This is a genomic window from Methylobacterium terrae (assembly GCF_003173755.1).
GTDB lineage: Bacteria > Pseudomonadota > Alphaproteobacteria > Rhizobiales > Beijerinckiaceae > Methylobacterium > Methylobacterium terrae.
Map to the genome: position 1 here is coordinate 262,672 of NZ_CP029553.1, position 22,664 is coordinate 285,335.

Consider the following 22,664-nt stretch of genomic DNA (forward strand, 5'->3'; position numbering starts at 1 on the left):
GCCTACCTCTTGGCGGTCGGGGTGCGGGTGGAGGTGGAGCCGGTGATGCGCGGCTCCTCGGCTCGGCCGGCGGCGGCGCCGGTGGTGGCGGCCTGACGCTCCTTGGCCGCCGGGGTCGCGGTGGCGCCGAGGCCCAAAGCCTCGAGCTTGCGGGCGATCTCGTCGCCGCGGTCGGCCTTGGCCGGCAGGTCGGCGAGCCGCCCGAGATGACCGGTGCCGATCGGCTCGAGGGTCAGGTACTTGTCGACCGCGCCCTGGAGCCGGTCGGGCCGGGTGAGGAGCTGCCACTCGGCGCGCAGGACCGCGATCGCGTCGCGCTCCTTGCGCAGGCGGGTCTTCAGCTTGGCGACCTGCTCGGCCTGGTAGAGCGTGTCGTACTTGATCGAGTAGGCGTAGATGGCCGAGGCGATCAGCCCGGCGATCGCCGCGAGGTGCAGGAGGCGGATCACCGGCGCCCTCCCCGGGTCTGGGGCTCGGGCAGGGAGGCCAGGGCTTCCAGCGCCGTGAGCGGCGGCGGCGGGGCTGCGTCGGTGCGCTCGCCGGCGCGCAGCTTGGCCGAGCGGGCGCGGGGATTGGCGTAGGCCTCGGCCTCGCCGGCGGCGACCGGGCCCTTGGTGGACAGGGTGAAGCTGCGGGGCGCGGGCTGCGCGGCCATCGGCAGGTGGCGCGAGGCGGCCACCGCCCGGCCGCTGCGGGCCGAGAAGAACTGCTTCACGATGCGGTCCTCCAGCGAGTGGAAGGTGACGACCGCCAGGCGCCCGCCCGGCCGCAGGGTGCGCTCCGCCGCGTGCAGCGCCCGCTGCAACTCGCCGAGCTCGTCGTTGACCGCGATGCGCAGGGCCTGGAACGTCCGGGTCGCCGGGTGGATGCCGCTGCCGGGCTCCGCCCGCACGACGCCGGCGACGATCTCGGCGAGCGCCGCCGTGGTCTCGATGCGGCCGCGCCGGCGCGCCTCGATCAGGGCGCGGGCCACGGCGCGGGCCCGGCGCTCCTCGCCGTAATGGTAGATCACGTCGGCGAGCGCGGCCTCGGAGGCCTCGTTGACGAGGTCGGCGGCGCTCTCGCCGGCCCGCTCCATCCGCATGTCGAGGGGCCCGTCGAACCGGAACGAGAACCCCCGCTCCGCCTGGTCGAGCTGCATCGACGACACCCCGATATCGAGGACGACGCCATCGGCTTGCGCGAAGCCGTGGTCGTGCGCGATCGCGTCGAGATCGCCGAAGCGGCCCTGGACCAGCACGAGGCGGCCCTCGGCCTCCTCGACCAGGGCCTGGCCGGCGGCGATCGCGGTCGGGTCGCGGTCGATCGCGAGCACGCGGTTGCGGGGATCGGCCGCCAGGATCGCCCGGGTGTAGCCGCCGGCCCCGAAGGTGCCGTCGATCACGGCGGCCGGCGCGTCGCCGAGGCGCAGGGACGCCAGGACCTCGGCGAGCAGGACCGGGATGTGGGGAGCGGCGGTCACGGCCGGTCCCCCGGGACGACGGCACAGCTCGCGCGGCGAGCGCGCAGTGACGCGTGACGATCCATGGTGCTCCGCTGTCCGCACGAGCCGGGCCGAGGCCGGCCGGGTTCGGCGCCAGGGCGCCGCTTTGCCCACGCCAGGCATCGACGCGCGACCATCACGCCTGCTCTCGCGGGCGGCGGCCGCCGATGCTGGAATCGCCGTGGACGGGGTGGCTCGGGGTATCATGGGCCTCTGGGGTCGTCAACGCGAGGGCACACGCGGCGGGCAGCACCCGCCCCTGTGCCATCAGAGACCAGCAAGGTTAACGAAGGCTTGTGACCGGCGCGGGCTTTGCCGGAAAGTCGAGGCGCGCATGCCTGTTGGGCCGCGGGCGCGGGCTCTACCTCGGAGATGCCTCGCGCCCGCTTGAACTCAGCTGCGGGCGCGCCAGCGCGCCGGTTTCGGAATTGGGGATCAGCCGGCCTGTAAGCCGGGTTCTGTATGGCCCGGACGACCCGCGAGGGTCCCCCGAACGTGGCGGCCATTCCTCTGGGACGGCCGTTGCCGACCGCCTCGAGCAACCAACCCGGGCGACGGGCCTGAAGAAGGCCGTGCGCGATTCCTCGCGCGTGCCGCCCCTATTCGGTTTTGCTCCCGGTGGGGTTTGCCGTGCCGTCCGCGTTGCCGCGTCCGCGGTGCGCTCTTACCGCACCCTTTCACCCTGGCCGCGACGGGTCCGCGAGGACCCGCACGGTGGTCTGCTCTCTGTGGCACTGTCCCTGGGGTCGCCCCCGCCGGACGTTATCCGGCACCGTCTCTTCATGGAGCCCGGACTTTCCTCCCCGCCCCTCGCGCGCGGGAGACCCGCGAACGGAGGACGGAGCGGCCGCCCGGCCGGCTGACGGCGCCGATGTGCGACGCGGGCGCGCCCGCGTCAAGGCGCAGGACGGCCCGTCCGTCGCCCGCCGCACGGGTTGCCGCGCCGCCCGGACCTCCTACCTGCCGGTCTCAAGGCCGCCCCGACGCGGCCGCGACCACGGAGGCGACCCTGATGAGCGAGAACATCGAGGCGGGCTGGACCCTGGAGACCGTGCAGCAGCTCAAGGCCATGGCGCAGGAAGGCGTCCCGGCCTCGGTCATGAGCCTGAAGCTCAAGCGTCCGGTCACGGCGATCCACGCCAAGCTGGCGGAACTCGGCATCACGCCGGCCGCGGAGGCCTGACCCCGAGAGGGGGCGGGCCCGAAGTGGCCCGCCCGCCGGGCGCTACCAGCTCCCGGTATTCTGCATCGAGGCCCAGGGCTCCTGCGGCGGCTTAGGCCCGCCCTTCTGCAGGATCTCGATCGAGATGCCGTCCGGCGAGCGCACGAAGGCCATGTGGCCGTCCCGCGGCGGGCGGTTGATGGTCACGCCGGCATCCTGGAGCTTCTGGCAGGTGGCGTAGATGTCGTCGACCTGGTAGGCCAGGTGACCGAAGTTGCGTCCGCCGGTATACTCCTCCGGGTCCCAGTTGTAGGTCAGTTCCAGGAGCGGCGACTTGGTGTCCTTCGCCCGCGCGGCGTCGCCGGGGGCGGCCAGGAACACCAGGGTGAAGCGGCCCTTCTCGCTCTCGGTGCGGCGCACCTCCTGGAGGCCGAACTTGTTGCAGTAGAAGTCCAGCGCCCGGTCGAGGTCGGCGACGCGGACCATCGTGTGCAGGTACTCCATGGCACTCCATCCTTCGGTTGCGGCGCGCGGGCGCCCGGTTTCGGCGTCGTAGCTAGGGCGGCGTGAGACCGGCGGGGAGGCCCCGCCTCCCGCGTTGCGCTGCGGCCGGCGACGGTGCAAAGGCTCATTCCTTCCGCCGCCCGCCTTCCGCCGCCCGCGCGACCGCCGAGGATCCCGCCATGCAGTCGATCGTCCGCCTCGCCGATTACCGCCCGAGCGACTACCTGATCGACCGCGTCGACCTCGACGTGCGCCTGCATCCGACCGAGACCCGGGTCACCGCGACCTTGGCGCTGCGCCCGAACCCCACCGGCGAGCCCGGCGCGCCGCTGGTGCTCGACGGCGACGAGCTGACCCTGCTGGCGATCGCGCTGGACGGGCAGCCGACGGGCCCGGGCGCGATCGACGTCACGCCTCGGGCCCTGACCTTGCACCAGCCGCCGCAGCGCCCCTTCGTGCTCGAGATCGAGACGCAGGTGAACCCGAGCGCCAACACCAAGCTGATGGGGCTCTACCGCTCGAACGGCGTCTACTGCACCCAGTGCGAGGCCGACGGCTTCCGGCGCATCACCTACTTCCTCGACCGGCCGGACGTGATGGCGGTCTACACCACCCGGATCGAGGCCGAGCGCCACGAGGCGCCGGTGCTGCTCGGCAACGGCAACCCGGTCTCGGCGGGCGAGGTCGGCCTGACACGCCACTACGCGGTCTGGCACGACCCCCACCCGAAGCCCGCCTACCTGTTCGCCCTCGTCGGCGGCCGCCTCGGCCGGGTCGGCGCGCGCTTCACCACCCTGGAGGGGCGCGACGTCGAGATCGCCGTCTACGTCGAGCCCGGCAAGGAGGATCGCGCCGACTTCGCCCTCGACGCCGTCGCCCGCTCGATGGCCTGGGACGAGCGCACCTTCGGCCGCGCCTACGACCTCGACGTCTTCAACGTCGTCGCGGTCTCCGACTTCAACATGGGCGCGATGGAGAACAAGGGCCTCAACATCTTCAACGACAAGTACGTGCTGGCGAGCCCCGACACCGCGACCGACGCGGACTACGCCAACATCGAGGCGATCATCGCGCACGAGTACTTCCACAACTGGTCCGGCAACCGGGTGACCTGCCGCGACTGGTTCCAGCTCTGCCTCAAGGAAGGCCTGACGGTCTTTCGCGACCAGGAATTCTCCTCCGACGAGCGCTCGCGCCCGGTCCACCGCATCGCCGAGGTGCGGACCTTACGCGCCCGCCAGTTCCCGGAGGATGCCGGTCCCCTCGCGCACCCGGTGCGGCCGCAGGCCTACCGCGAGATCAACAACTTCTACACCGCGACGGTCTACGAGAAGGGCGCCGAGATCGTCCGGATGCTGCGCACCCTGCTCGGGCCGGAGAGCTTCCGGCGCGGCATGGACCGCTACTTCGCGACCTGCGACGGCACGGCCGCGACGGTCGAGGATTTCCTCGCCGCCTTTGCGGCCGAGAGCGGGCGCGACCTGACGGCCTTCGCCCGCTGGTACGCCCAGGCCGGCACGCCGACCGTCTCGGTGACCGGCGCCTACGATCCGGAGCGGAAGACCTACAGCCTGGCCTTCCGCCAGAGCCTGCCGGTGGTCGCCACCGAGGCGACGGCGGGTGCCGCGCCCGAGCCCCTGGTGATCCCGGTCGCGCTCGGCCTCGTCGCCCCGGAGGGCGGGGCGGTCGAAGCCGCGAGCGACCAAGCCCGCGACGGGGTGTTCGTGCTCGACGCGGCGGAGGCGTCCCTCGTCTTCACCAACGTCGCGGCGGCGCCGGTGCCGTCGCTGTTTCGCGGCTTCTCCGCCCCGGTGAAGGTCGATCACGCCCTGACCCGGGACGAGCGCCTGACGCTGCTCGCCCACGATTCCGACGCCTTCAACCGCTGGCAGGCCGCCCAGAGCCTCGCCATGGAGGTGCTGGTCGGCCGCGCCCGCGCCGGCGCGCCGCTCGGCCCCGAAGCCGGCCCCGAGGGTGCGGCGCTCGCCTCCGCGCTCGCGACCTTCCTCGACGCCGAGGCCCTGGCCGATCCCGCCTTCGCGGCCCTGGTCCTGACGCTGCCCGGCGAGCAGGAGGTGGCCCAGACCCTCGGCGCCGAGGTCGATCCGGACGCGGTCTGGCGCGCGCGCCAGACGCTCCGCGTGCAGCTCGGCCGCGACCTCGGGTCCCGGCTCCTGGCCTTGCGCGACGCGCTCGCCGAGCCGCCCGGCGCGCCCTTCAGCCCGGACGCCGCGAGCGCCGGCCGCCGCGCCTTGCGCAACGCCGCCCTCGACCTCGTCGCGGCCGCCGACCCGCAGGCCGGCACCGCGCTCGCCGTCGCGCAGCTCGACGCCGCCACGACCATGACCGACCGCCTCGCGGCGCTCGCGACCTTGAGCCTGGTGCCGGGCGAGGCCCGGGAGGCGGCCCTGGCGCGCTTCGCCGAGACCTACCGCCACGAGCCCCTGGTGCTCGACAAGTGGTTCGCCCTGCAGGCGATGATCCCGGAGGCCGGGACGCTGGACCGGGTCCGCGGGCTGATGCGCCACCCCGCCTTCTCCCTCGGCAACCCGAATCGGGTCCGCTCGCTGGTCGCCAGCTTCAGCCTCAACAATCCGACCCAGTTCCACCGCCCGGACGGGGCCGGCTACGACCTCACGGCCGAAGTGGTGCTGCTCCTCGACGGAAAAAATCCCCAAGTCGCGGCGCGCCTGCTAACTGCTTTCAATACTTGGCGTATGGTCGAAGCGGAGCGCCGCCGGCACGCCGAATCCGCGCTTCGCCGGGTGGCCGGGGCGCCGGGCCTCTCCCCCGACGTCAGCGACATCGCCGGCCGCTCGCTGGTGCCGGCGAAATAATGCACAACCCCTTGTGAGTGCTGGCAGAATCGCGCGCCGTCCGAAGCCGCCGCGCGATCGGATCACTGGTTAACACTTCATTTCCACGGCGCGAGGCGCTGGACAAAATGCTTGTGGAAATGCCAGATTGAGCCTCGATTCGGGGGCCTGCCGGGAACCTCCGCGGCATCTGTCTTTCTGTTCCGTTGGGGGTTTGGGTATGCTGGAGGCGGATCCCGCCCCCTTCTCGGCGCGTGCCGCGACGATTCTCGGGATCAGCCGGGTTTCGAAGGCCGCGCACCAGCGCCTCGCCCACGCGGAATCCTGGCTCCGGTTCGCCGTTCCGGCGATGCTCGCGGCGTTCCTGATCTGCCTCGGCACCGTCACCGCCCTGCAGCTCGCCGGCCACCGCGAGGAGGTGGTGGGGGACGCGCGGCGCGACATCGACCTGATCGCCCGCCTGATCGCCGGGACGCTCCCGGCCTCCCTCGCCCGGCCCCCCGGACTGGCGACGGCGGAGCCGGCGACGGAGGCCGCCCTGCGCGAGCGGCTGGTCCGCCTCGTGCCGCCCGGCGGCCTGCCGACCGGCCGCAGCCTCCTGCTGATCGGGGCCGACGACGCGATCCTGGCCGCCCTTCCGGAGCAGACCGGCCTCAAGCGCAACTTCAGCGAATTCCTCGGCGAGGTCCAGGTGCTCGGCATCCTGGGCGAGCGCGCCGGCGTGCTGCCGGTGGTGCTCGGCAGCGGCGAGCGGGCGCTGGCGACGGTGCGGGCGGTCCCGGGCGGGAGCGGAATCGCGCAGGTCGCGGTGGTGCAGACCCTCGACTCGGTGACGGCGCCGTGGGCCGGGCGGGCCCGGATCGCCGCGGTGCTGGTCGGGGCCGTCACGCTGGTGGTGGTCTGCACCGGCCTCGCCTACGCGCTCCAGGCCGACCGGGCGCGGGCCGTCGACCGGGTCTGCGAGCAGGTGCGCCAGCGCCTCGATACCGCGCTCGGCCGCGGCCGCTGCGGCCTGTGGGACTGGGACATCCCGCGCGGCCGGATCTACTGGTCGGATTCGATGTACCAGCTCCTCGGCTACGTCCGGGAGCAGGAATTCCTCTCCTTCGGCGACGTCAACGGCCTCGTCCACCCGGACGACACCGACCTCTACGGCCTCGCCCGCCAGCTGGCGGCCCGCGACACCACCGTCGATCACGAGTTCCGCATCCGCGCCGCCGGCGGCGAATGGGTCTGGCTCAAGGCCCGGGCCGAGATCGTGCAGGACCTGGAGGACAATGGCCGCCACCTCGTCGGCATCGTCATCGACATCTCGGAGCAGCGCCGCCTCGCCGAATCGACCGCCACCGCCGACATGCGCCTGCGCGACGCCGTCGAGGCCGTGTCCGAGGCCTTCGTGCTCTGGGACGCCCAGAATCGCCTGGTCCTGTGCAACTCGAAGTTCCGCCGCCTGCACGCGCTGACCGCCGACGAGGCCCAGCCCGGCCGCCGCTACGACGCCATCATGGGGCGCGCCGCCCTGCCGACCGTGCGGCGCGAGATCCCCGCCGGCGAGTTCCCGGAGGCGGGAGCCCGCACCTTCGAGGCCGAGCTCGCCGACGGGCGCTGGCTGCAGATCAGCGAGCGGCGCACCAAGGACGGCGGTTACGTGTCGGTCGGCACCGACATCACGGCCCTGAAACGGCATCAGGAGCGGCTCGTGGAATCGGAACGCCAGCTCATCGCCACCATCGCGGACCTCAAGCGCTCGCGCCGGACCCTCGAGATCCAGACCCAGCAGCTCGCGGACCTCGCCGAGCGCTACCTCGACCAGAAGGCCCAGGCCGAGAGCGCCAACCGCTCGAAATCCGAGTTCCTGGCCAACATGAGCCACGAGCTGCGCACCCCCCTCAACGCCATCCTGGGCTTCGCCGAGGTGATGGAGAGCGAGGTGTTCGGCGCGCTCGGCTCAGAGAAGTACCGCGAGTATTGCCGCGACATCCGCTCGAGCGGGCACTACCTCCTGTCGGTCATCGACGACATCCTCGACATGTCGCGCATCGACGCCCGCCGGGTGAAGCTCGCCAAGCAGCCGGTGGCGGTGAGCGAGGCGCTGGAGCGCGCCCTCAAGCTGATCGCCGAGCCGGCCCGGGCCAAGGGGCTCACCGTCAGCGTCGAGATGAGCGCCGACACCCTGGTGATGGCCGACGAGCGCGCCCTGCACCAGATCCTGGTCAACCTCCTGCAGAACGCCGTGAAGTTCACCCCCGAGGCCGGCCGGGTGGCGGTGCGCACGCGGCGGGCCATCGACGCGGTCCACATCTTCGTCGAGGACAGCGGCATCGGCATCCCGAAGGCGGCTCTGCCGAAGCTCGGCTACCCGTTCGAGCAGGTCGAGACCAACTTCGCCCGCAGCTACAAGGGCTCAGGCCTCGGCCTCGCCATCGCCCGCTCGCTGGCCGAGCTCCACGGCGGCGGCCTGCGCATCCGCTCCGAGGAGGGCACCGGCACGATCGTGCTGGTCCGGCTGCCGCGGCCCGGCCTCAACGACGCCGCCGCGGCGCAGGAGGCGGCCGCCCTCCACGCGTGAGGGACAAGGCTACGGGACGCGATGCCGCCGAATCACCGTCGCCGATCGCATCGAGAGCCTGTCCGACCGGTACGGCAGCGCCGACATCCCCCCGGGTCATGCCGCGGCCGCGAAAGCGGAGCCGGAATGACAGGCTGATGTGCGTATCGTCGAAGCCGGCGCGACGTCGGCAGTCGGCACATCCGCCCGGGATCGTCGACGCGGACGGTCCGCGACGGGCGGCATCGACCAGCGCACCACCACCTCATCGTCCCGACGCGCGTCAGGTTTCCTCACGCGAGCGTCAGCATTAGGCGTTTGTCGGCGCGCCGCGGGACCGCCATGCTGCCGGATCATGAGCACCGCGAGACGAGCCCCGCCGCCGACGCCGACGATGCGTCGAGGCAGCCCCGCATGACGCCGTTGGTCCTCCTCGGCGTGGTCTGCGCGGCGATCCTGCATGCCGGCTGGAACGCGGTGTTGCGCGGCGGCAGCGACCGCCTCTGGTCGATGACCCTGATGATGATCGCCGTCGCCGGTGCCTCGGCGATCGCCGTCGCGCTCCTGCCCTGGCCGAACCCGGCGAGCTGGCCCTACGTGGTCGCCTCGGCGGTCATCCATGCCGGCTACAACCTGTCCCTCGTGCGGACCTACCGCTCCGGCGACCTCGGGCAGACCTACCCGATCTCGCGCGGCTCCTCGCCCGTCCTCGTCGCGCTCGGGGCGGCTCTGTTCGCGCACGAATCCCTCGGCCTCCTCTCCGTGATCGGCATCGGGCTCGTCTCGGGCGGGATCCTCTCGCTCGCCGTCCAGGGACGACGGGTGCGCGCGGACTTCCTCCCGGCCGCCCTCGTCACCGGCCTCCTCATCGGGGCCTACACCGTCGTCGACGGGATCGGGGTGCGCCTGTCCGGCAACAGCCTGTCCTACGCGGCGAGCATGTTCCTCCTGTGGAGCCTGACCATGCCGCCGCTCTTCATTGCGATGCGCGGCAGGCCGCCGGCCTACACCGCCGCGCAGACCGCGACGGCGCTCGCCGGCGGGCTCGTCTCGATCCTGGCCTACGGCATCGTCATCTGGGCGATGCAATCCGACGCGATGGGAACGGTCTCGGCTTTGCGCGAGACCAGCGTGGTCTACGCCGCCCTCATCGGGCGGGTCTTCCTCGGGGAATCCTTGAGCCCGCGCCGGATCGCCTCCTGCCTCGCGGTCGCGGCCGGCGCGGCCTGCCTGGCCTGGTGATCCCGGCATGGTGATCCCGTCTTGGTGATCCCGGCCCGGCGATCCGCCATCCGCATGTCAGGAGAGACGATCGATGAGCACCACGACCATCCGGACAGGCCGGTGCCATTGCGGCGCGGTCCGCTTCGCGGCCTCTCTCGGCGACGGGCTCGCCTCGATCCGCCGCTGCACCTGCTCGTATTGCCGGATGCGCGGCGCCGTCGTCGCCATGGCGGAGATCGGCGGCGTTACGATCCTGCAGGGCGCGGAGGCGCTGACGCGCTACCGCTTCCACACCGGAGCGGCGGAGCACTTCTTCTGCTCCCGATGCGGCATCTACACCCATCACCAGCGCCGGTCCGACACCAGCCTCTACGCCGTCAACGTCGCCTGCCTCGACGGGGTCAGCCCGTTCGACTTCCCCGAGGTGCCGGTGACCGACGGGGTCGATCACCCCAACGATACCGGCCGCCCGGCGCGGCTCGCCGGCACCCTGCGCTTCATCCCGGCAGACCGGTGACGGCCCCCCCGGACACTGCCGTCCGGGGGATGTCGGGCGAGCCCGCTCCTCAGGCCGCCCGCACGGTCGCCAGGAACCGCGCCACCTCGGCCCCGAGATGCTCGGACTGGCGCGACAGCTCGGTCGCCGAGGCGAGAACCTGGGTCGCCGCCGCGCCGGTCTCCTCGGCGGCGCCCGCCACTCCGGCGATGTTGCCGGTGACCTCGCCGGTGCCGGTCGCGGCCTGGGAGACGTTGCGGACGATCTCCTGGGTCGCGACGCCCTGCTCCTCGACCGCGGCGGCGATCGCCACCGTCACCGAATCGATCTCGCGGATGCGCGCGGTGATCGCGCCGATCGCCGAGACCGTCTCGCCGGTGGCGCTCTGCACCGCCGCGATCTGCTGGCCGATCTCGTCGGTCGCCCGCGCGGTCTGGGCGGCGAGCTCCTTCACCTCGGCGGCGACGACCGCGAAGCCGCGGCCGGCTGCACCCGCCCGGGCCGCCTCGATGGTGGCGTTGAGCGCGAGCAGGTTCGTCTGACTGGCGATCGACGAGATCAGACCGGCGACGTCGCCGATCCGGCCGACGATCCGGCTCAGCTCGCGCACCCGGGCGCCGGTCTGGTCGGCCTCCGCCACCGCCTGCCGGGCAAGGCCGGCCGAGCCGTCGACCTGGCGGCCGATCTCGGAAACCGAGGCGCCGAGCTCCTCCGCCGCCGCCGCGACGGTGCCGACATTCGAGGCCGCCTGCTCGGCGGCCGCCGCCACGGTCGCGGACTGGCTCGCCGTCTCGGTCGCCGTCGCGGTCATCTGCCCGGCGGTCGCCTGCAGCTCGGTGGCCGAGGACGAGACCAGGCCGACGATGCCGCCGACCGCGCGCTCGAAGCCGTCGGCCAGCGTGATCATCGTGCGCCGACGCTCCTCGGCGGCCGCCGCGTCGGCGTTCCGCTTGATCTCGGCCTGCTCGGCCGCCTTCCGGGCCACCAGCGCCTTGATACCCTCGACCGCGCGGCCGATGGCACCCACCTCGTCGCCGCGACGCGCCTCCGCGATCTCGGCCTCGATCTCGCCGCGGGCCATCCGCTCGAGGACGCCCACGAGGCGGTTGATCGGCCGGGTGACGCCGGCCAGGGCGACGAGGGCGACGGCGAGAAGTCCCAGCACCATGCCGAGCGCCGTCACCGCGATCAGCTGGTAGCGGGTCGCGTTGGTCTGGTCGGTGAGGTCGTCCGAGCTCTTCGCGACGTAATCCTGGATGTCGATGCCGATCTGGTTCGATTCCCGGATCAGTTCACCGAGGACCGGGTCGACCGTGTCGTGATAGAGATCGAGGGCCTCCGCGTTCCTCTGCGCCATGCCCAGCTTGCGCACGGCACCGAGCTTGACCGTCAGCCCGTCGAGTCCGGCCGCGAGGGTGTCGATCCGCGCGGCGAAGGTCGGCGCCTGGCCGCGCATCTCGGTGAGCGCGGCCTTCACCTCGGACGAGGCCGCGTCGAACGTCTCGTTCGCGCGACGCATCAGGCCCGGCTCCGATTCCGCGACGATGCGGAACACGGCGTAGTTCATCGTGTAGACGAGGCGGTTGACCCGACGTGCCGTCACCGGTGCCCGCGCCTCGCGGACGATGAACAGGCTGTAGGCGTCGTCGATCGCCGTCATGCGCCCCTGGGCGTACCAGACGCAGCCGCCGACGATCGCGGCGATCAGCGCGATGGCAGCCGTGAGCTTGTGCAGGATCTTGAAATTGGCGAGCACGGGCCCGGTCCCCACTGAAGGATGTCGTTCGGGCTCGAGGAAGCAACGGAAGATTTAAGACACCGTAAAGCGCCGGGCATTTGAGGGGGAACCGCCGGGGTGCCGGCCGATCTCAACGTCAAGCCTACGGTTTACGCAGCGACGGAATTACGACAACGGCGACTGGAGGCGAGATCTACGCTGCGACCACTCCGCAAGACCCAACAGACCGAGGACCGATCCTGAATCACGGTGCCGGGCGCACGACGGATATCCGCGATCTCATGTTCCCGCAGGACAACGCTCGATGCCGAGGTATGTTCCCGGGCTCCGCGCCGTCGGGAGAACTCCCATGGCAGCTGCCTGTCCGCGCCCGGTAACCGATCCGCTCGTGCTCGAAGCGATGCGGAAATCGCTCTGCTCGAGCCTCGCGCGGGCCTGCGCGACAAATGCCGCGCTTTGTCTCGCGCGGCATTCGATCGACCTGCTTGAGTGAGAGGAGAGCACGTCTCCCCCCCTCATCTCGACTTTGGCCATTCACGAGCCGAGAGCATAGGCCTAGGGAGCAGGTAGCTTGGAGCGAGATTTTGTTCGATTCCGTCGATGGGGCGATGTCGCCAGAGCGCGCCCGCGCGAGACCGCCCCTCACGGAAGCCAACACATCGGCGCAGGTCTGGCACGGTTCGGGGTACCACGCGGCTGTCGCAAGGCGCCGTCTTTGGCAGGCCGGGAGCCGCGTGGAGGGTGATCGCCGTATCGGACCACTGCCGCTGGCTCTCTGGTCCTCCCCCGTTTTGCTTCATCGCGGGTCGCCCATCGTCGCTGGTGGACGAGTTCGATCTTGAGGGTGGGGAAGACGCTCGCCATAGGAGCATTATCGTGACGGCAGCCGGCGCGGCTCATGGAGGGCATCGCCGGATGACGGCAAGTGGTCTGCCGTCAGCCTCCGCCGCGTGCTCGCCCGGCGAGCCGCCGGCACCGCGTGGGCGGTGCCGAGGCGCTCTTCCTGCGGGCGGGTCTCGGCGCCCGGGACATCCCCGCCACCCGGTCGACGTCGTCGCGGCCGGGCTCGACCGCCAGGGCGAGGCGCCCCGCCACGGCGACGAGCACGAGGGAGAGCGCTGGCCGTCCGGCGATCAGGTGGAGCACCCTCGGCAGGTCGAAGCGCATCCGCGTGCCCTCGCCGGCGGCGAGCACCACGGCGACAAGGGAGCGGGCCCCGGCGGAGGTCCGCCTGAAGATCATTGAATAGCTGCCAAACACGTTGCTGGATCTACGAGCACCTCACTTCCTCAAGCACGTCGGGGTATCCTCTGGCGATAAAATCAATCCTGAAATGATTATTTTTATATTTTCAATACCGTGGAATGATGAAATAAATAAACAATGCGTAAGTTTTTTCTTCATCCCCATCTGGAGATATCAAAATCCTCAGGAAGAGGCAATAACAGTCCTTCTTGCATATTTTGCCGACCTAAGGAGCCATGTTGTTTTACCCTTATTATATGAACTGTGTTTGGAGCTATTTCGTGATTCATATCGTTCCAGGTTGTTTCGAGATTCCATGCCCAATCTTCGACACCAAACCCTTTAAGTCGATCCACTGCGCGATAAGGAAACTTTTTATATACATTTTTATTGGCAAACGAATTAGCCGACCAAACGTTATTCATCAGGAGATTTCTCGGATCGAAATTCTCGTGCGTACTTGAGATATGTCTGAACCAGAACGATTTAGCATTTAGATTTGGATAGCTGCTTGTGCTGGAAAAATCAAAATCATGCTCATCGAAATACATGAGGTATTCCGGATGGATGATAGTTCTTTCGTTATCTTTATTGAATAAATAATTATAGGAATTTACAATCCACTTCTCTCCCCAAAGATCATCGCCGTCAAAAAAGGTAACATATTCACCGCGGCTGTGGCTGAACGCAGTATTTCTACTAAGTCCGAGATCACCGCAATCTGCTTCTATGATTGTATGTATATAGTCATCATTGGATTTTACTATCTGCGCAGTAAGAGCATCGGCCTTATCGAGGACTGCAATAACCTCGACATTTATACCAGCATCTCTCGTATATCTCACCATTTCACGGAGACTCTTGAGAGCCGGTATGGCATAATATTTCTCATTATGAAATATAGCGATCGCACTTACATCGACCTTAGACATTGAACAGTTTCTCCCTCACCGTGTTGCTATGGTTAGTAGCCGAATGCCTCAACTCGACTTGAGACTTAGCATTGACGATCATGCTGTATCTCTCAGCCGGCTTTAAGTGCAGAACTTCCGCAAGCGCAGCATCGAAATTTTTTGCGCATACTTCTTTATCATCTACAATGCGTACAAATTTAACGCTTTCATCATCAAACGTGTCTCTTAACCCACCGACGTCGGATAGTATCATCGGAATCGCATGTTGGCTCATTTCCAGCACAGCATTTGGCAATCCTTCATAGAGGCTGGTGAATATGAACCCATCGTAGAGAGAGAAGTCTTCAACGTTTATATTTTTTACGACACCCTTCAGCTTGATATTAGGCAAATGCAGTCCAAGATGGTCGGCGTTCTCCGATCCTGTACCATACACGTCAAATTGATCGTGCGGTCTCATCTTCGCTAGTTTAGCTAAAATTTCCGTTCCTTTAAATATTTCAATACGAGAATACCAAACCCATCTACGATGGCGATTATTTTTGTTTAACGTCGTCACATTTTTCTTATATCTTTCTTCAAACTTCCGGTCTGAAACGAGTTGTACTCTAGGCGGTATGACGATCGTGTTTCCGATTGAGATATGCGAGTATCGTTCATCTAAAATATGCTGCATAGGAGAATTATCGGTGAGAGATGTCGCAAAGGACGATGTAAGTCTTGGAAATCTAGTACCGTAAGGAACTCCCAAGCCGTTTACGCCCATACTGAAGTAGGCACAGAAAAGATTTGCATTTTGCGACAATCCTCTTCCGTATGTAGAAATTAGATCCAATCCTAAGCGACTATTAATTACAACGATTACTTTTGGAGCCAGGCCATTCAGCAATCTGGCCAAAGTTGTAACTGGATTATACGAATTATCGACATCTTTCCAGAATATTACGTTTGCTTTATGAAAAGGCTTCAGAACTGACAAACTAGACCAATCGCTGTCTTTCTCTGACTGTTCTGTAACCACCACGCTCACATTACCGTTATATATTGTAGTGGCAACATCTACCAAATCTGCCGCATATTTTTCAGCTCCTCCCGCCAGCAAATAAGGAATAAAAAATATAACAGACGTTTGACCGTTAAAACAATTCAATAACTGATCTACATCCACCCTATCTCTTGTTAGCAAGTCAGGGCCGTCAAATACGTTCAAGGCACTCAATGCCAATGCGCCCGCGGCATATATCGCTGGCTCATACTTAGCTTGTCTATGAACCTGATTGAGAATATCATCCGATATCATATTCTCATATGCATATAAAAATTCGCCGTTCCATTTGAAATCATGCCTCGTCCACGTATCGTTCTGGAAGTTTTGCTGATTTTTAAAAATCTTGACATTCGGCGCCAAGGCGAACCCTGCCGAGAAACCGTACTTTAGCCAATGAAAAAACGGATCGATATTTGCTTCTGCCACATCACGATGCGCCTGCAGGTACATCTTCGGATCGAGCTTTTGTAAGACGAATTCCGCAAAAGCCTCGTCTTCGACCGAAATATCGGGAATGCGATAAATAAGATCGCCTAGCGCGACGCGAGACTGACGGACAGCGATCAGCTCTCCCTTCCAGCGATAATGCTGCCAGCTATCATCTTTCGTGCGCTCGGCATCTGACCCACGTCTTGTAACGATCGTAGGATGAAGAGGCCGGTTCTGATAGAGACCCCATCCTAACCAATGCCCAAATGGGTCAGCATTAACCTCTGCCACATCGCGATGCGCCTGCAGGTACATCTTCGGATCGAGATTCTGCAGAACGAATTCCGCAAAAGCCTCGTCCTCGACCGAAATGTCCGGAATGAGATAAATAAGATCGCCCAGCGCGACGCCAGACTGACGGACAGCGATCAGCTCTCCCTTCCAGCGATAATGCTGCCAGCTATCATCTTTCGTGCGCTCGGCATCTGACCCACGTCGTGTAACGATCGTAGGATGAAGAGGCCGGTTCTGATAGAGACCCCATCCTAACCAATGCCCAAATGGGTCAGCATTAATTTCTGCCACATCGCGATGCGCTTGCAGGTACATTTTCGGATCGAGATTTTGCAGAACGAATTCCGCAAAAGCCTCGTCTTCGACCGAAATATCCGGGATGCGCTGAATAAGATCGCTCAGCGCAACACTTGACTGACGGACAACAACCAGCTCTCCCTTCCACCGGTAACGCTGCCAGCTACTACCTTTCGTGCGCTCAGCATCCGGCCCATGCCGTGTCAGAACATCAGGATGCAGCAGAGTTCCTTCATACAAGCCGTGTTGCAGCCAGTGGTAAACTGGGTCAATATTTGCCTCCGCAACATCCCGACGCACCTGAAGGTAAAACTCAGGATCGAGATTTTGCAGAACGAATTCCGCAAAAGCTTCGTCTTCTACCGAAATGTCCGGAATGCGATGAATAAGATCGCCTAGCGCGACACGAGATTGGCGAACGGCGATCAGCTCTCCATTCCAGCGATAATGTTGCCAGTTATCGCCTTCCGCACGCTCGGCATCGGCCCCACGCCTTACAACGACTGTGGAGTGAAGTGGTCTTCCTTCAAACAGACCATATTGCAACCAATGTATTATCGGATGAAGCCCCGAGTTTTTAACATCGGTGTTCATATCAAGGTATGAATTAGTAAAACCTAATCCATCTACATAATTAGCAAACTCCTTATCTTCCGAAGAGAGGCCCTCGAAGTAAGCTTCGAAATTTTCCAAGTCATGATCGCTCGCGTTCTCGGCCGAGTCTTTAGCCATTTTAACCGCTCCGACTTATCGTTGTAATTGCAGGCACGTATTATATTTCGTATTTTTTACTTAGAAATATATCCTCACTCCACGGTGACGGATTTTGCGAGGTTTCTCGGCTGGTCGACGTCTTTTCCGAGCGCCACGGCGGTGTGGTAGGCGAGCAGCTGCACCGGCACCGCGTAGACGATCGGGGCGACGACCGGATCGAGGTCCGGCATCATCAGGGTGGCGAGCGTGTCGAGCCCGGCGGCGGCGGCGCCGCGCGCGTCGCCGATCAGCACGATCCGGCCGCCGCGGGCTGCCACCTCCTGCATGTTCGAGACGGTCTTCTCGAACGTCGCGTCGTGGGGGGCGATCACCACCACCGGCACCGCATCGTCGATGAGCGCGATCGGCCCGTGCTTCAGCTCGCCCGCCGCGTAGCCCTCGGCGTGGATGTAGGAGATCTCCTTGAGCTTCAGCGCGCCCTCGAGCGCCATCGGGTAGGCGGTCCCGCGGCCGAGATACAGCACGTCGCGCGCCTTGGCGATCTCGCGGGACAGGATCTCGATCTCCTCCTCGCGCTTCAACGCCTCGGCCATCAGGCCCGGCACCGTGATCAGCGCGTCGACGAGGCGCTTCTCCGCCGCCTCGTCGAGGGTGCCCCGCGCCCGGCCCGCCGCCAGCGCCAGGCAGAGCAGCACGGTCAGCTGGCACGAGAACGCCTTGGTCGAGGCGACGCCGATCTCGGGGCCGGCCAGCGTCGGCACCACCGCCGAGGCCTCGCGGGCGATGGTCGAGGTCGGCACGTTGACCACCGCCAGCGTGTGCTGCCCCTGCGCCTTGGCGTAGCGCAGCGAGGCCAGGGTGTCGGCGGTCTCGCCCGATTGCGAGATGACGAGCGTCAGCCCGCCCTTCTCCAGCGGCGGCTCGCGGTAGCGGGTCTCGGAGGCGACGTCGATCTCGACCGGCAGGCGGGCCAGCGTCTCGAACCAGTACTTGGCGACGAGACCGGCATAGTAGGCGGTGCCGCAGGCGGTGATCGAGAGGCGGTTGAGCGACGCGAAGTCGAAGGGCAAGGCCTCCGGCAGGGCGACCCGGCCGGCGGCGAGGTCGACGTAGTGGGCGAAGGTGCGGCCGACCACCTCGGGCTGCTCGTAGATCTCCTTTGCCATGAAGTGCCGGTAGTTGCCCTTGTCGACCAGGAAGGCCTGCGTGGCGATCCTCTGGCGCGGGCGGGCGACGACGTGGCCGGCGGCGTCCCGGATCTCGGCGCCGTCGCGGGTCAGGATGGTCCAGTCGCCCTCCTCGAGATAGGTGATCTCGTCGGTGAAGGGGGCGAGCGCGAGCGCGTCGGAGCCGAGATAGGTCTCGCCGTCGCCGAAGCCGACCGCGAGCGGCGCGCCGTGGCGGGCGCCGATCAGGAAGTCCTCCTCGCCGGCGAACAGGAAGGCGAGCGCGAAGGCGCCGCGCAGGCGCGGCAGGGCCGCCTCGACGGCCGAGACGGGGCCGAGGCCGCCGCGCATCAGGTGGCTGACGAGCTGGGCCACGACCTCGGTGTCGGTCTCGGTCTCGAACACGCAGCCCCGGGCCTGCAGCTCGGCCTTGAGCTCGCGGAAGTTCTCGATGATCCCGTTATGCACGACCGCCAGGCGCTCGGTGGCGTGCGGGTGGGCGTTGGTCTCGTTCGGACGGCCGTGCGTCGCCCAGCGGGTGTGGCCGATGCCGATGGCGCCGGCGAGCGGGCTCTGCAGCAGCTTGAGCTGCAGGTTCGACAGCTTGCCCTCGGCGCGTCGGCGCTCGAGACGGCCGGATTCAAGCGTGGCGATGCCCGCCGAATCGTACCCGCGGTACTCAAGCCGCCGCAACGCGTCAACAACCTGTCCCGCCACCGCATTCCGGCCGACGATCCCAACGATCCCGCACATTCTCATCTCTTTTTTCAAATGGTGATTTTATATAGTTAAAATCTACCAAATCGAGGTAGATTTTAACTGTATATTATTTCTTATATCTTTTCAAAATCTCTTCCCATTGAATAGCTTGAGATACAATCTCTCTTAAATCCTGATATTGTGGCACCCACCCAAGTTGAAACTTGATTCGATCTGCCTGAGCGATAACTTGCGAAGGATCACCGGGTCGACGCGCCAACAGCTTGACCGGAAAGTCGACGCCGGAGACCGACTTCACCATGTCGATCACCTCCAGCACCGAGTAGCCGCGGCCGTAGCCGCAATTGAGCGTCAGGCTCTCGCCCCCGCCCCGCAGGTGGTTGAGCGCCGTGAGATGGGCCGCCGCGAGGTCGGAGACCTGGATGTAGTCGCGCAGGCACGAGCCGTCCGGCGTCGGGTAGTCGGTGCCGAACACCTCCAGATGGCTCCGCTTGCCGAGGGCGGCCTGGGTCGCGACCTTGAGGAGGTGGGTGGCGTTGGGGGTCGACTGGCCCGAGCGCCCGCGCGGATCGGCGCCCGCCACGTTGAAGTAGCGCAAGGCCACGTAGCTGATGCCGTGGGCGCGGGCGGCGTCCTCCAGCATCCACTCGGTCATCAGCTTCGAGCGGCCGTAGGGGTTGATCGGGTTCGGAGCCAGATCCTCGGGCACCGGCACCACGGCCGGCTCGCCGTAGACCGCCGCGGTCGAGGAGAAGATCACGTGGCGCACGCCGGCGCCGATCGCCGCCTCGATCAGCGCCCGCGACTTCACCGTGTTGGCGAGGTAGTAGCCCAGCGGATCCGAGACCGAATCCGGCACCACCGTTTTAGCAGCGAAGTGGGCCAGTGCGTTGATCCCGTGCCGGCGGATCGTCTCGGCGACGAGGGCCTGGTCTGCGACGTCGCCGCGCACCAGCGTGACTTCCGGCGGCAGCGCCCAGTCGAACCCGGTCGAGAGATCGTCGAGGACCACCACCTCGTCGTGCCCGGCATCGATCAGGGCCAGCACCATGTGGCTGCCGATGTAGCCGGCACCACCCGTGACAAGTACCGCCATTCCACCCTCTCAGATTTACAGGCGGGCATTAATGCATGCCGCCGTGATGTCAAACGGCATCGGATCGGGGTCCAACCGGCCCATGACCGAGCGTAGGCCTTGGTGGAGATCGGGCGGGACGGCGAGTGCCCTCACCCGATCACCTGGGCTGGCCGAATCGCGGCACCGAATTCCGCGTGCGCGCCGCCGGCGGCCCGTTCGGCCGGATCTACAAGACCCACGACGATGGCCTTCGCCCGGGCGCATGGGTGTCGTGCCTGACCTACCAGGCAGCCACAAGCTCCAGGAGCAGGTCCGGGCCCGGAGCAACCAGGCCGCAGCCGACGCGGTGCTCGCAGGCCTGGACGAGGCGTTGCGCTGGCACGCCGAGGGCGGGCAACGGCTGCTGCTGACGCGGCACGGTGCCCCGAACCGCGCGACCGACTGCCAGCAACGCATGCCTCTGACCTTTGTCATCGGCCGGGACGTGCCGTGACCCCACGGGTAGGAGGGGAGCAGCAGAAAGCCCGCCTTGCTCCAGGATGGGCTGACAGATTGCCGCGCTTCAGTTGAGGAAGCGCGGCACTACGAAGCGGATGCCTACGAGACCGGTCAGCGCCAGCGCGCCGCTGACCATGAGCACGAACAGGATATCGGCCTCCGCGCCGTAACCGGGATAGAAAGCCGATCGGCACACCTTGACGATGTGCATGAGCGGGTTCCAATCGAGGTACCCGTAGATGACTGCTGGCATCGCTTCGGTCATGACGATCGTGCCGCTGGTAAAATATATGATAAGAATAGGGACGACGACAATTAATTGCCATTGCGGGTACATCTGCGAGATGAAAACATTAAAAAAACCCATTCCCATCGCGAAAAACAACGCAAGCATCATACTTTCACAGAAAATATACGGATCTCTTGGAATGATCTGTGCGCCGCAGCACGCCGCGATAAAAAACACCATAAAGATGCTCAGGCTGCTGGTGCACATTTCGACGAGGGCACGCGAAATGACAACATCGAAGAATTTAACCTGTGGAAAATATATCAAGTGCCTGTTCTGCAGTGGCCCTTCCATCATCTTGCGAGATGTATAATTAAGTATGATGTAAGGAGATAGGCCAGTCACGGCGAACAGCACGATGCTTTCACCGATAGGCGTCGGCCTGTGCATGATGGCGTAGGCGGCGGTGATGACGAGGATGTGGGCGCAGGGCCAGCCAACCGCGATGCTGTAGCCCCATATCGTGCCGCCAAAGCGGGTGCGGATGTCACGCAGCATGAGCGCCCCGAGAACGTCGAGCTGGATCTCGAGCGCCGACTTCATTCGTTGTGTCATGTGATCCCCGTTCAGCTGGTGCAATCAATCCTGTCACGGTTCTCAGGACAGCGCCGCCATCCCGCGGCCTAAGCGGCGATTGGGGCGGCTGGGTGACAGGCGTCGTGAGATGCACGGTCAAGGCAAGTGAAAAACGCCGCTCGGCGCATGCCGGCGGGGCCGAAGGTGAGGCCTCTGGGGTCCAATGACGTCGGTGGTCACGGGCTGATGTTCAGTCCCGCTGTGCGGTGGTACGCTTGATGCCGCATCGAGGGACGCGCGATGGGACGGCTCTCCACGGCAGCGCCACGACGACTGATCCCGCCGTGCCATCGAACGGACCCGCTCGAAGGCGCCGGCTAAGCCAGAACGGGCGTCGGCGCCGGTGTGCCGGACGCCTTGGCACCGACGCGTCGATCCCAAGGCGCGAGGGTATGGGACGGTCCGTTGGGCAATCCAAGGTCGTCGGGAGTGCGATTTGGCGTGGAACAGGGGTTCATCGGCGCTTTCGACGTTGATCGTTGAGAGCAGGCGTTGATCTGCGTAGTGCCCGTAGAGCAGCACGGTGCCGATCTCGATGCCGTCGATCCCGGGCGGACGTCACGTCGATGATCTGACGCTGAACACCGCCGGGTCGCCGATTACCGCCCACACCACCGCTCACCAGGCGACCCGCCCGAGTTGCAGACCAATCTCGCCGCGGGTGGACAGCGCGTATTGGCGAGCCCTCAAGAATCTCCCCCGGCAAGATCGAACCGTGATGCGGTACCTGCTGGCCGGGGCGCAGGCCGACATCGGGATGGTGCTCGGCGGCGAGCGCGGCGCTTGCTTGTCACGATGATGGGCGATGCCGGTCGGCGGCGACACGGTTTTGCGCCTGATCCGTCGACGCGGCATCGTCTCCTCGCCTGCGCCGCCCGTGGTCGGCATCGATGCTCGGGCGCGGCGGCTCGGTCGTTCCTACGGCACCCTCGATCGAGGCCTGGAACGGCGGAGCATCGTCGAGCCGCTGCTCGGCGCCGGTGCGAAACTGGCTCGTCGCCCATCCAAGCGTAGCCGTCGTGAGCCGCGACCGCGCCGGACCCTACGCCGAGGCTGCGCGTACGGGCGCTCCGGCGGCGAGGCAGGTTGCGGATCGCCGGCATCTGATCGTCAATGCCTCGGAGGCACTGCACGCCATCGTCGAACGGCACCAGTCCGACATCAGGACCGTGGCGGGGCACCCCATGCCCGAGCCTTCTCTCTCTCCTGATCGAGCGACGACCAAGCCCGTACCGGAGACGGGCCGCCCGCGACGCGACCGCTGCGAGGCAGCCCTGCGGCTCGACGGTGGAGGTCCGTCGACCAAGGAGATCGCTCGTCCTCTCGCTGCATCCCGCGATGCCGCGCGCCGCTGGATCCGGGCCGGCCAGTGCGTAGGGGGGTCAATCGAAGATCCCCCGTGGCTCGCCGGCGCCGCGGCAGCGG

16 protein-coding genes, 1 other RNA gene and 3 pseudogenes are annotated in these 22,664 nt (G+C 66.0%); 8 read left to right on the forward strand and 12 right to left on the reverse strand.

From position 1 onward, the window contains the following. Positions 1-2: 2 nt before the first annotated feature. From ftsL to rnpB, 3 genes are all read right to left on the reverse strand, one after another. Positions 3-449 (reverse strand): cell division protein FtsL, encoded by a 447-nt coding sequence (gene ftsL / locus DK419_RS01145; protein WP_109957478.1) that lies wholly within the window; start codon positions 447-449, stop codon positions 3-5. Beyond that, positions 446-1,462: a 16S rRNA (cytosine(1402)-N(4))-methyltransferase RsmH gene (gene rsmH, locus DK419_RS01150; RefSeq protein ID WP_109957479.1), complete on the reverse strand. Its 1,017-nt coding sequence runs from the start codon at positions 1,460-1,462 to the stop codon at positions 446-448. The genes ftsL and rsmH overlap by 4 nt, the downstream gene beginning before the upstream one ends. Positions 1,463-1,914: 452 nt before the next feature. Then, an RNA gene (rnpB, locus tag DK419_RS01155) (RNase P RNA component class A) lies at positions 1,915-2,346 on the reverse strand. Positions 2,347-2,495: 149 nt separating this feature from the next. Here rnpB and DK419_RS28430 point away from each other — a divergent pair. Beyond that, a complete protein-coding gene (locus tag DK419_RS28430; protein ID WP_162561105.1) occupies positions 2,496-2,666 on the forward strand; it encodes a hypothetical protein in 171 nt (56 codons plus the stop codon). A 42-nt stretch (positions 2,667-2,708) separates the two neighbouring features. Here DK419_RS28430 and gloA read toward each other — a convergent pair whose 3' ends face one another. After that, the gene (gene gloA, locus DK419_RS01160) at positions 2,709-3,149 is read right to left on the reverse strand and encodes a lactoylglutathione lyase (RefSeq protein ID WP_109957480.1); all 441 of its coding nucleotides are present in this window, start codon (positions 3,147-3,149) and stop codon (positions 2,709-2,711) included. Positions 3,150-3,328: 179 nt separating this feature from the next. On the opposite strand from gloA, the gene pepN reads away from it, so the two are divergent. From pepN to DK419_RS01180, 4 genes are all read left to right on the forward strand, one after another. Beyond that, entirely contained in the window at positions 3,329-5,986 is a 2,658-nt protein-coding gene (pepN, locus tag DK419_RS01165) for an aminopeptidase N (RefSeq protein ID WP_109957481.1), read from the forward strand. 199 nt (positions 5,987-6,185) lie between these two features. Beyond that, entirely contained in the window at positions 6,186-8,534 is a 2,349-nt protein-coding gene (locus DK419_RS01170) for a PAS domain-containing sensor histidine kinase (protein WP_109957482.1), read from the forward strand. Between the two features lie 393 nt (positions 8,535-8,927). Beyond that, on the forward strand, positions 8,928-9,755 hold the full coding sequence (locus DK419_RS01175; RefSeq protein ID WP_109962043.1) for an EamA family transporter: 828 nt from the start codon (positions 8,928-8,930) through the stop codon (positions 9,753-9,755). A 73-nt stretch (positions 9,756-9,828) separates the two neighbouring features. Further along, on the forward strand, positions 9,829-10,254 hold the full coding sequence (locus tag DK419_RS01180; RefSeq protein ID WP_109957483.1) for a GFA family protein: 426 nt from the start codon (positions 9,829-9,831) through the stop codon (positions 10,252-10,254). A 49-nt stretch (positions 10,255-10,303) separates the two neighbouring features. Here the strand turns inward: DK419_RS01180 and DK419_RS01185 are convergent, their stop codons facing one another. Continuing rightward, complete coding sequence (locus tag DK419_RS01185; RefSeq protein ID WP_245442970.1) at positions 10,304-11,893, reverse strand: methyl-accepting chemotaxis protein; 1,590 nt, start codon at positions 11,891-11,893, stop codon at positions 10,304-10,306. Positions 11,894-12,320: 427 nt separating this feature from the next. On the opposite strand from DK419_RS01185, the gene DK419_RS28435 reads away from it, so the two are divergent. Further along, a complete protein-coding gene (locus DK419_RS28435) occupies positions 12,321-12,464 on the forward strand; it encodes a hypothetical protein (RefSeq protein ID WP_162561106.1) in 144 nt (47 codons plus the stop codon). Between the two features lie 293 nt (positions 12,465-12,757). On the opposite strand, the pseudogene DK419_RS29935 reads toward DK419_RS28435, so the two are convergent. The 6 genes and pseudogenes from DK419_RS29935 to galE all read right to left on the reverse strand — a co-directional run. Continuing rightward, positions 12,758-12,993 (reverse strand): annotated as a pseudogene (locus DK419_RS29935) (IS3 family transposase); the annotation flags it as partial. Next, positions 12,933-13,213, reverse strand: a pseudogene (gene glmU, locus DK419_RS01190) (bifunctional UDP-N-acetylglucosamine diphosphorylase/glucosamine-1-phosphate N-acetyltransferase GlmU); the annotation flags it as partial. The pseudogenes glmU and DK419_RS29935, both read right to left, overlap by 61 nt. A 158-nt stretch (positions 13,214-13,371) precedes the next feature. Further along, a complete protein-coding gene (locus tag DK419_RS01195; protein WP_109957485.1) occupies positions 13,372-14,148 on the reverse strand; it encodes a glycosyltransferase family 2 protein in 777 nt (258 codons plus the stop codon). Beyond that, positions 14,141-16,930 carry a glycosyltransferase gene (locus DK419_RS01200; RefSeq protein WP_109962045.1) on the reverse strand — a complete coding sequence of 930 codons (2,790 nt, stop codon included), beginning with the start codon at positions 16,928-16,930 and terminating at the stop codon, positions 14,141-14,143. Before DK419_RS01200 ends, DK419_RS01195 begins: the two co-directional genes overlap by 8 nt. Before the next feature lie 74 nt (positions 16,931-17,004). Beyond that, the gene (gene glmS / locus DK419_RS01205; RefSeq protein WP_109957486.1) at positions 17,005-18,831 is read right to left on the reverse strand and encodes a glutamine--fructose-6-phosphate transaminase (isomerizing); all 1,827 of its coding nucleotides are present in this window, start codon (positions 18,829-18,831) and stop codon (positions 17,005-17,007) included. A 73-nt stretch (positions 18,832-18,904) separates the two neighbouring features. Beyond that, complete coding sequence (gene galE, locus DK419_RS01210; protein ID WP_109957487.1) at positions 18,905-19,894, reverse strand: UDP-glucose 4-epimerase GalE; 990 nt, start codon at positions 19,892-19,894, stop codon at positions 18,905-18,907. 328 nt (positions 19,895-20,222) lie between these two features. On the opposite strand from galE, the gene DK419_RS28440 reads away from it, so the two are divergent. Beyond that, positions 20,223-20,369, forward strand: a complete 147-nt coding sequence (locus tag DK419_RS28440; protein ID WP_162561108.1) for a hypothetical protein — start codon at positions 20,223-20,225, stop codon at positions 20,367-20,369. 69 nt (positions 20,370-20,438) lie between these two features. Here DK419_RS28440 and DK419_RS01220 read toward each other — a convergent pair whose 3' ends face one another. Further along, positions 20,439-21,206, reverse strand: a complete 768-nt coding sequence (locus DK419_RS01220) for an ABC transporter permease (protein WP_162561109.1) — start codon at positions 21,204-21,206, stop codon at positions 20,439-20,441. Positions 21,207-21,774: 568 nt separating this feature from the next. On the opposite strand from DK419_RS01220, the pseudogene DK419_RS29280 reads away from it, so the two are divergent. Then, a pseudogene (locus DK419_RS29280) lies at positions 21,775-22,615 on the forward strand (transposase); the annotation flags it as partial. Positions 22,616-22,664 lie beyond the last annotated feature (49 nt).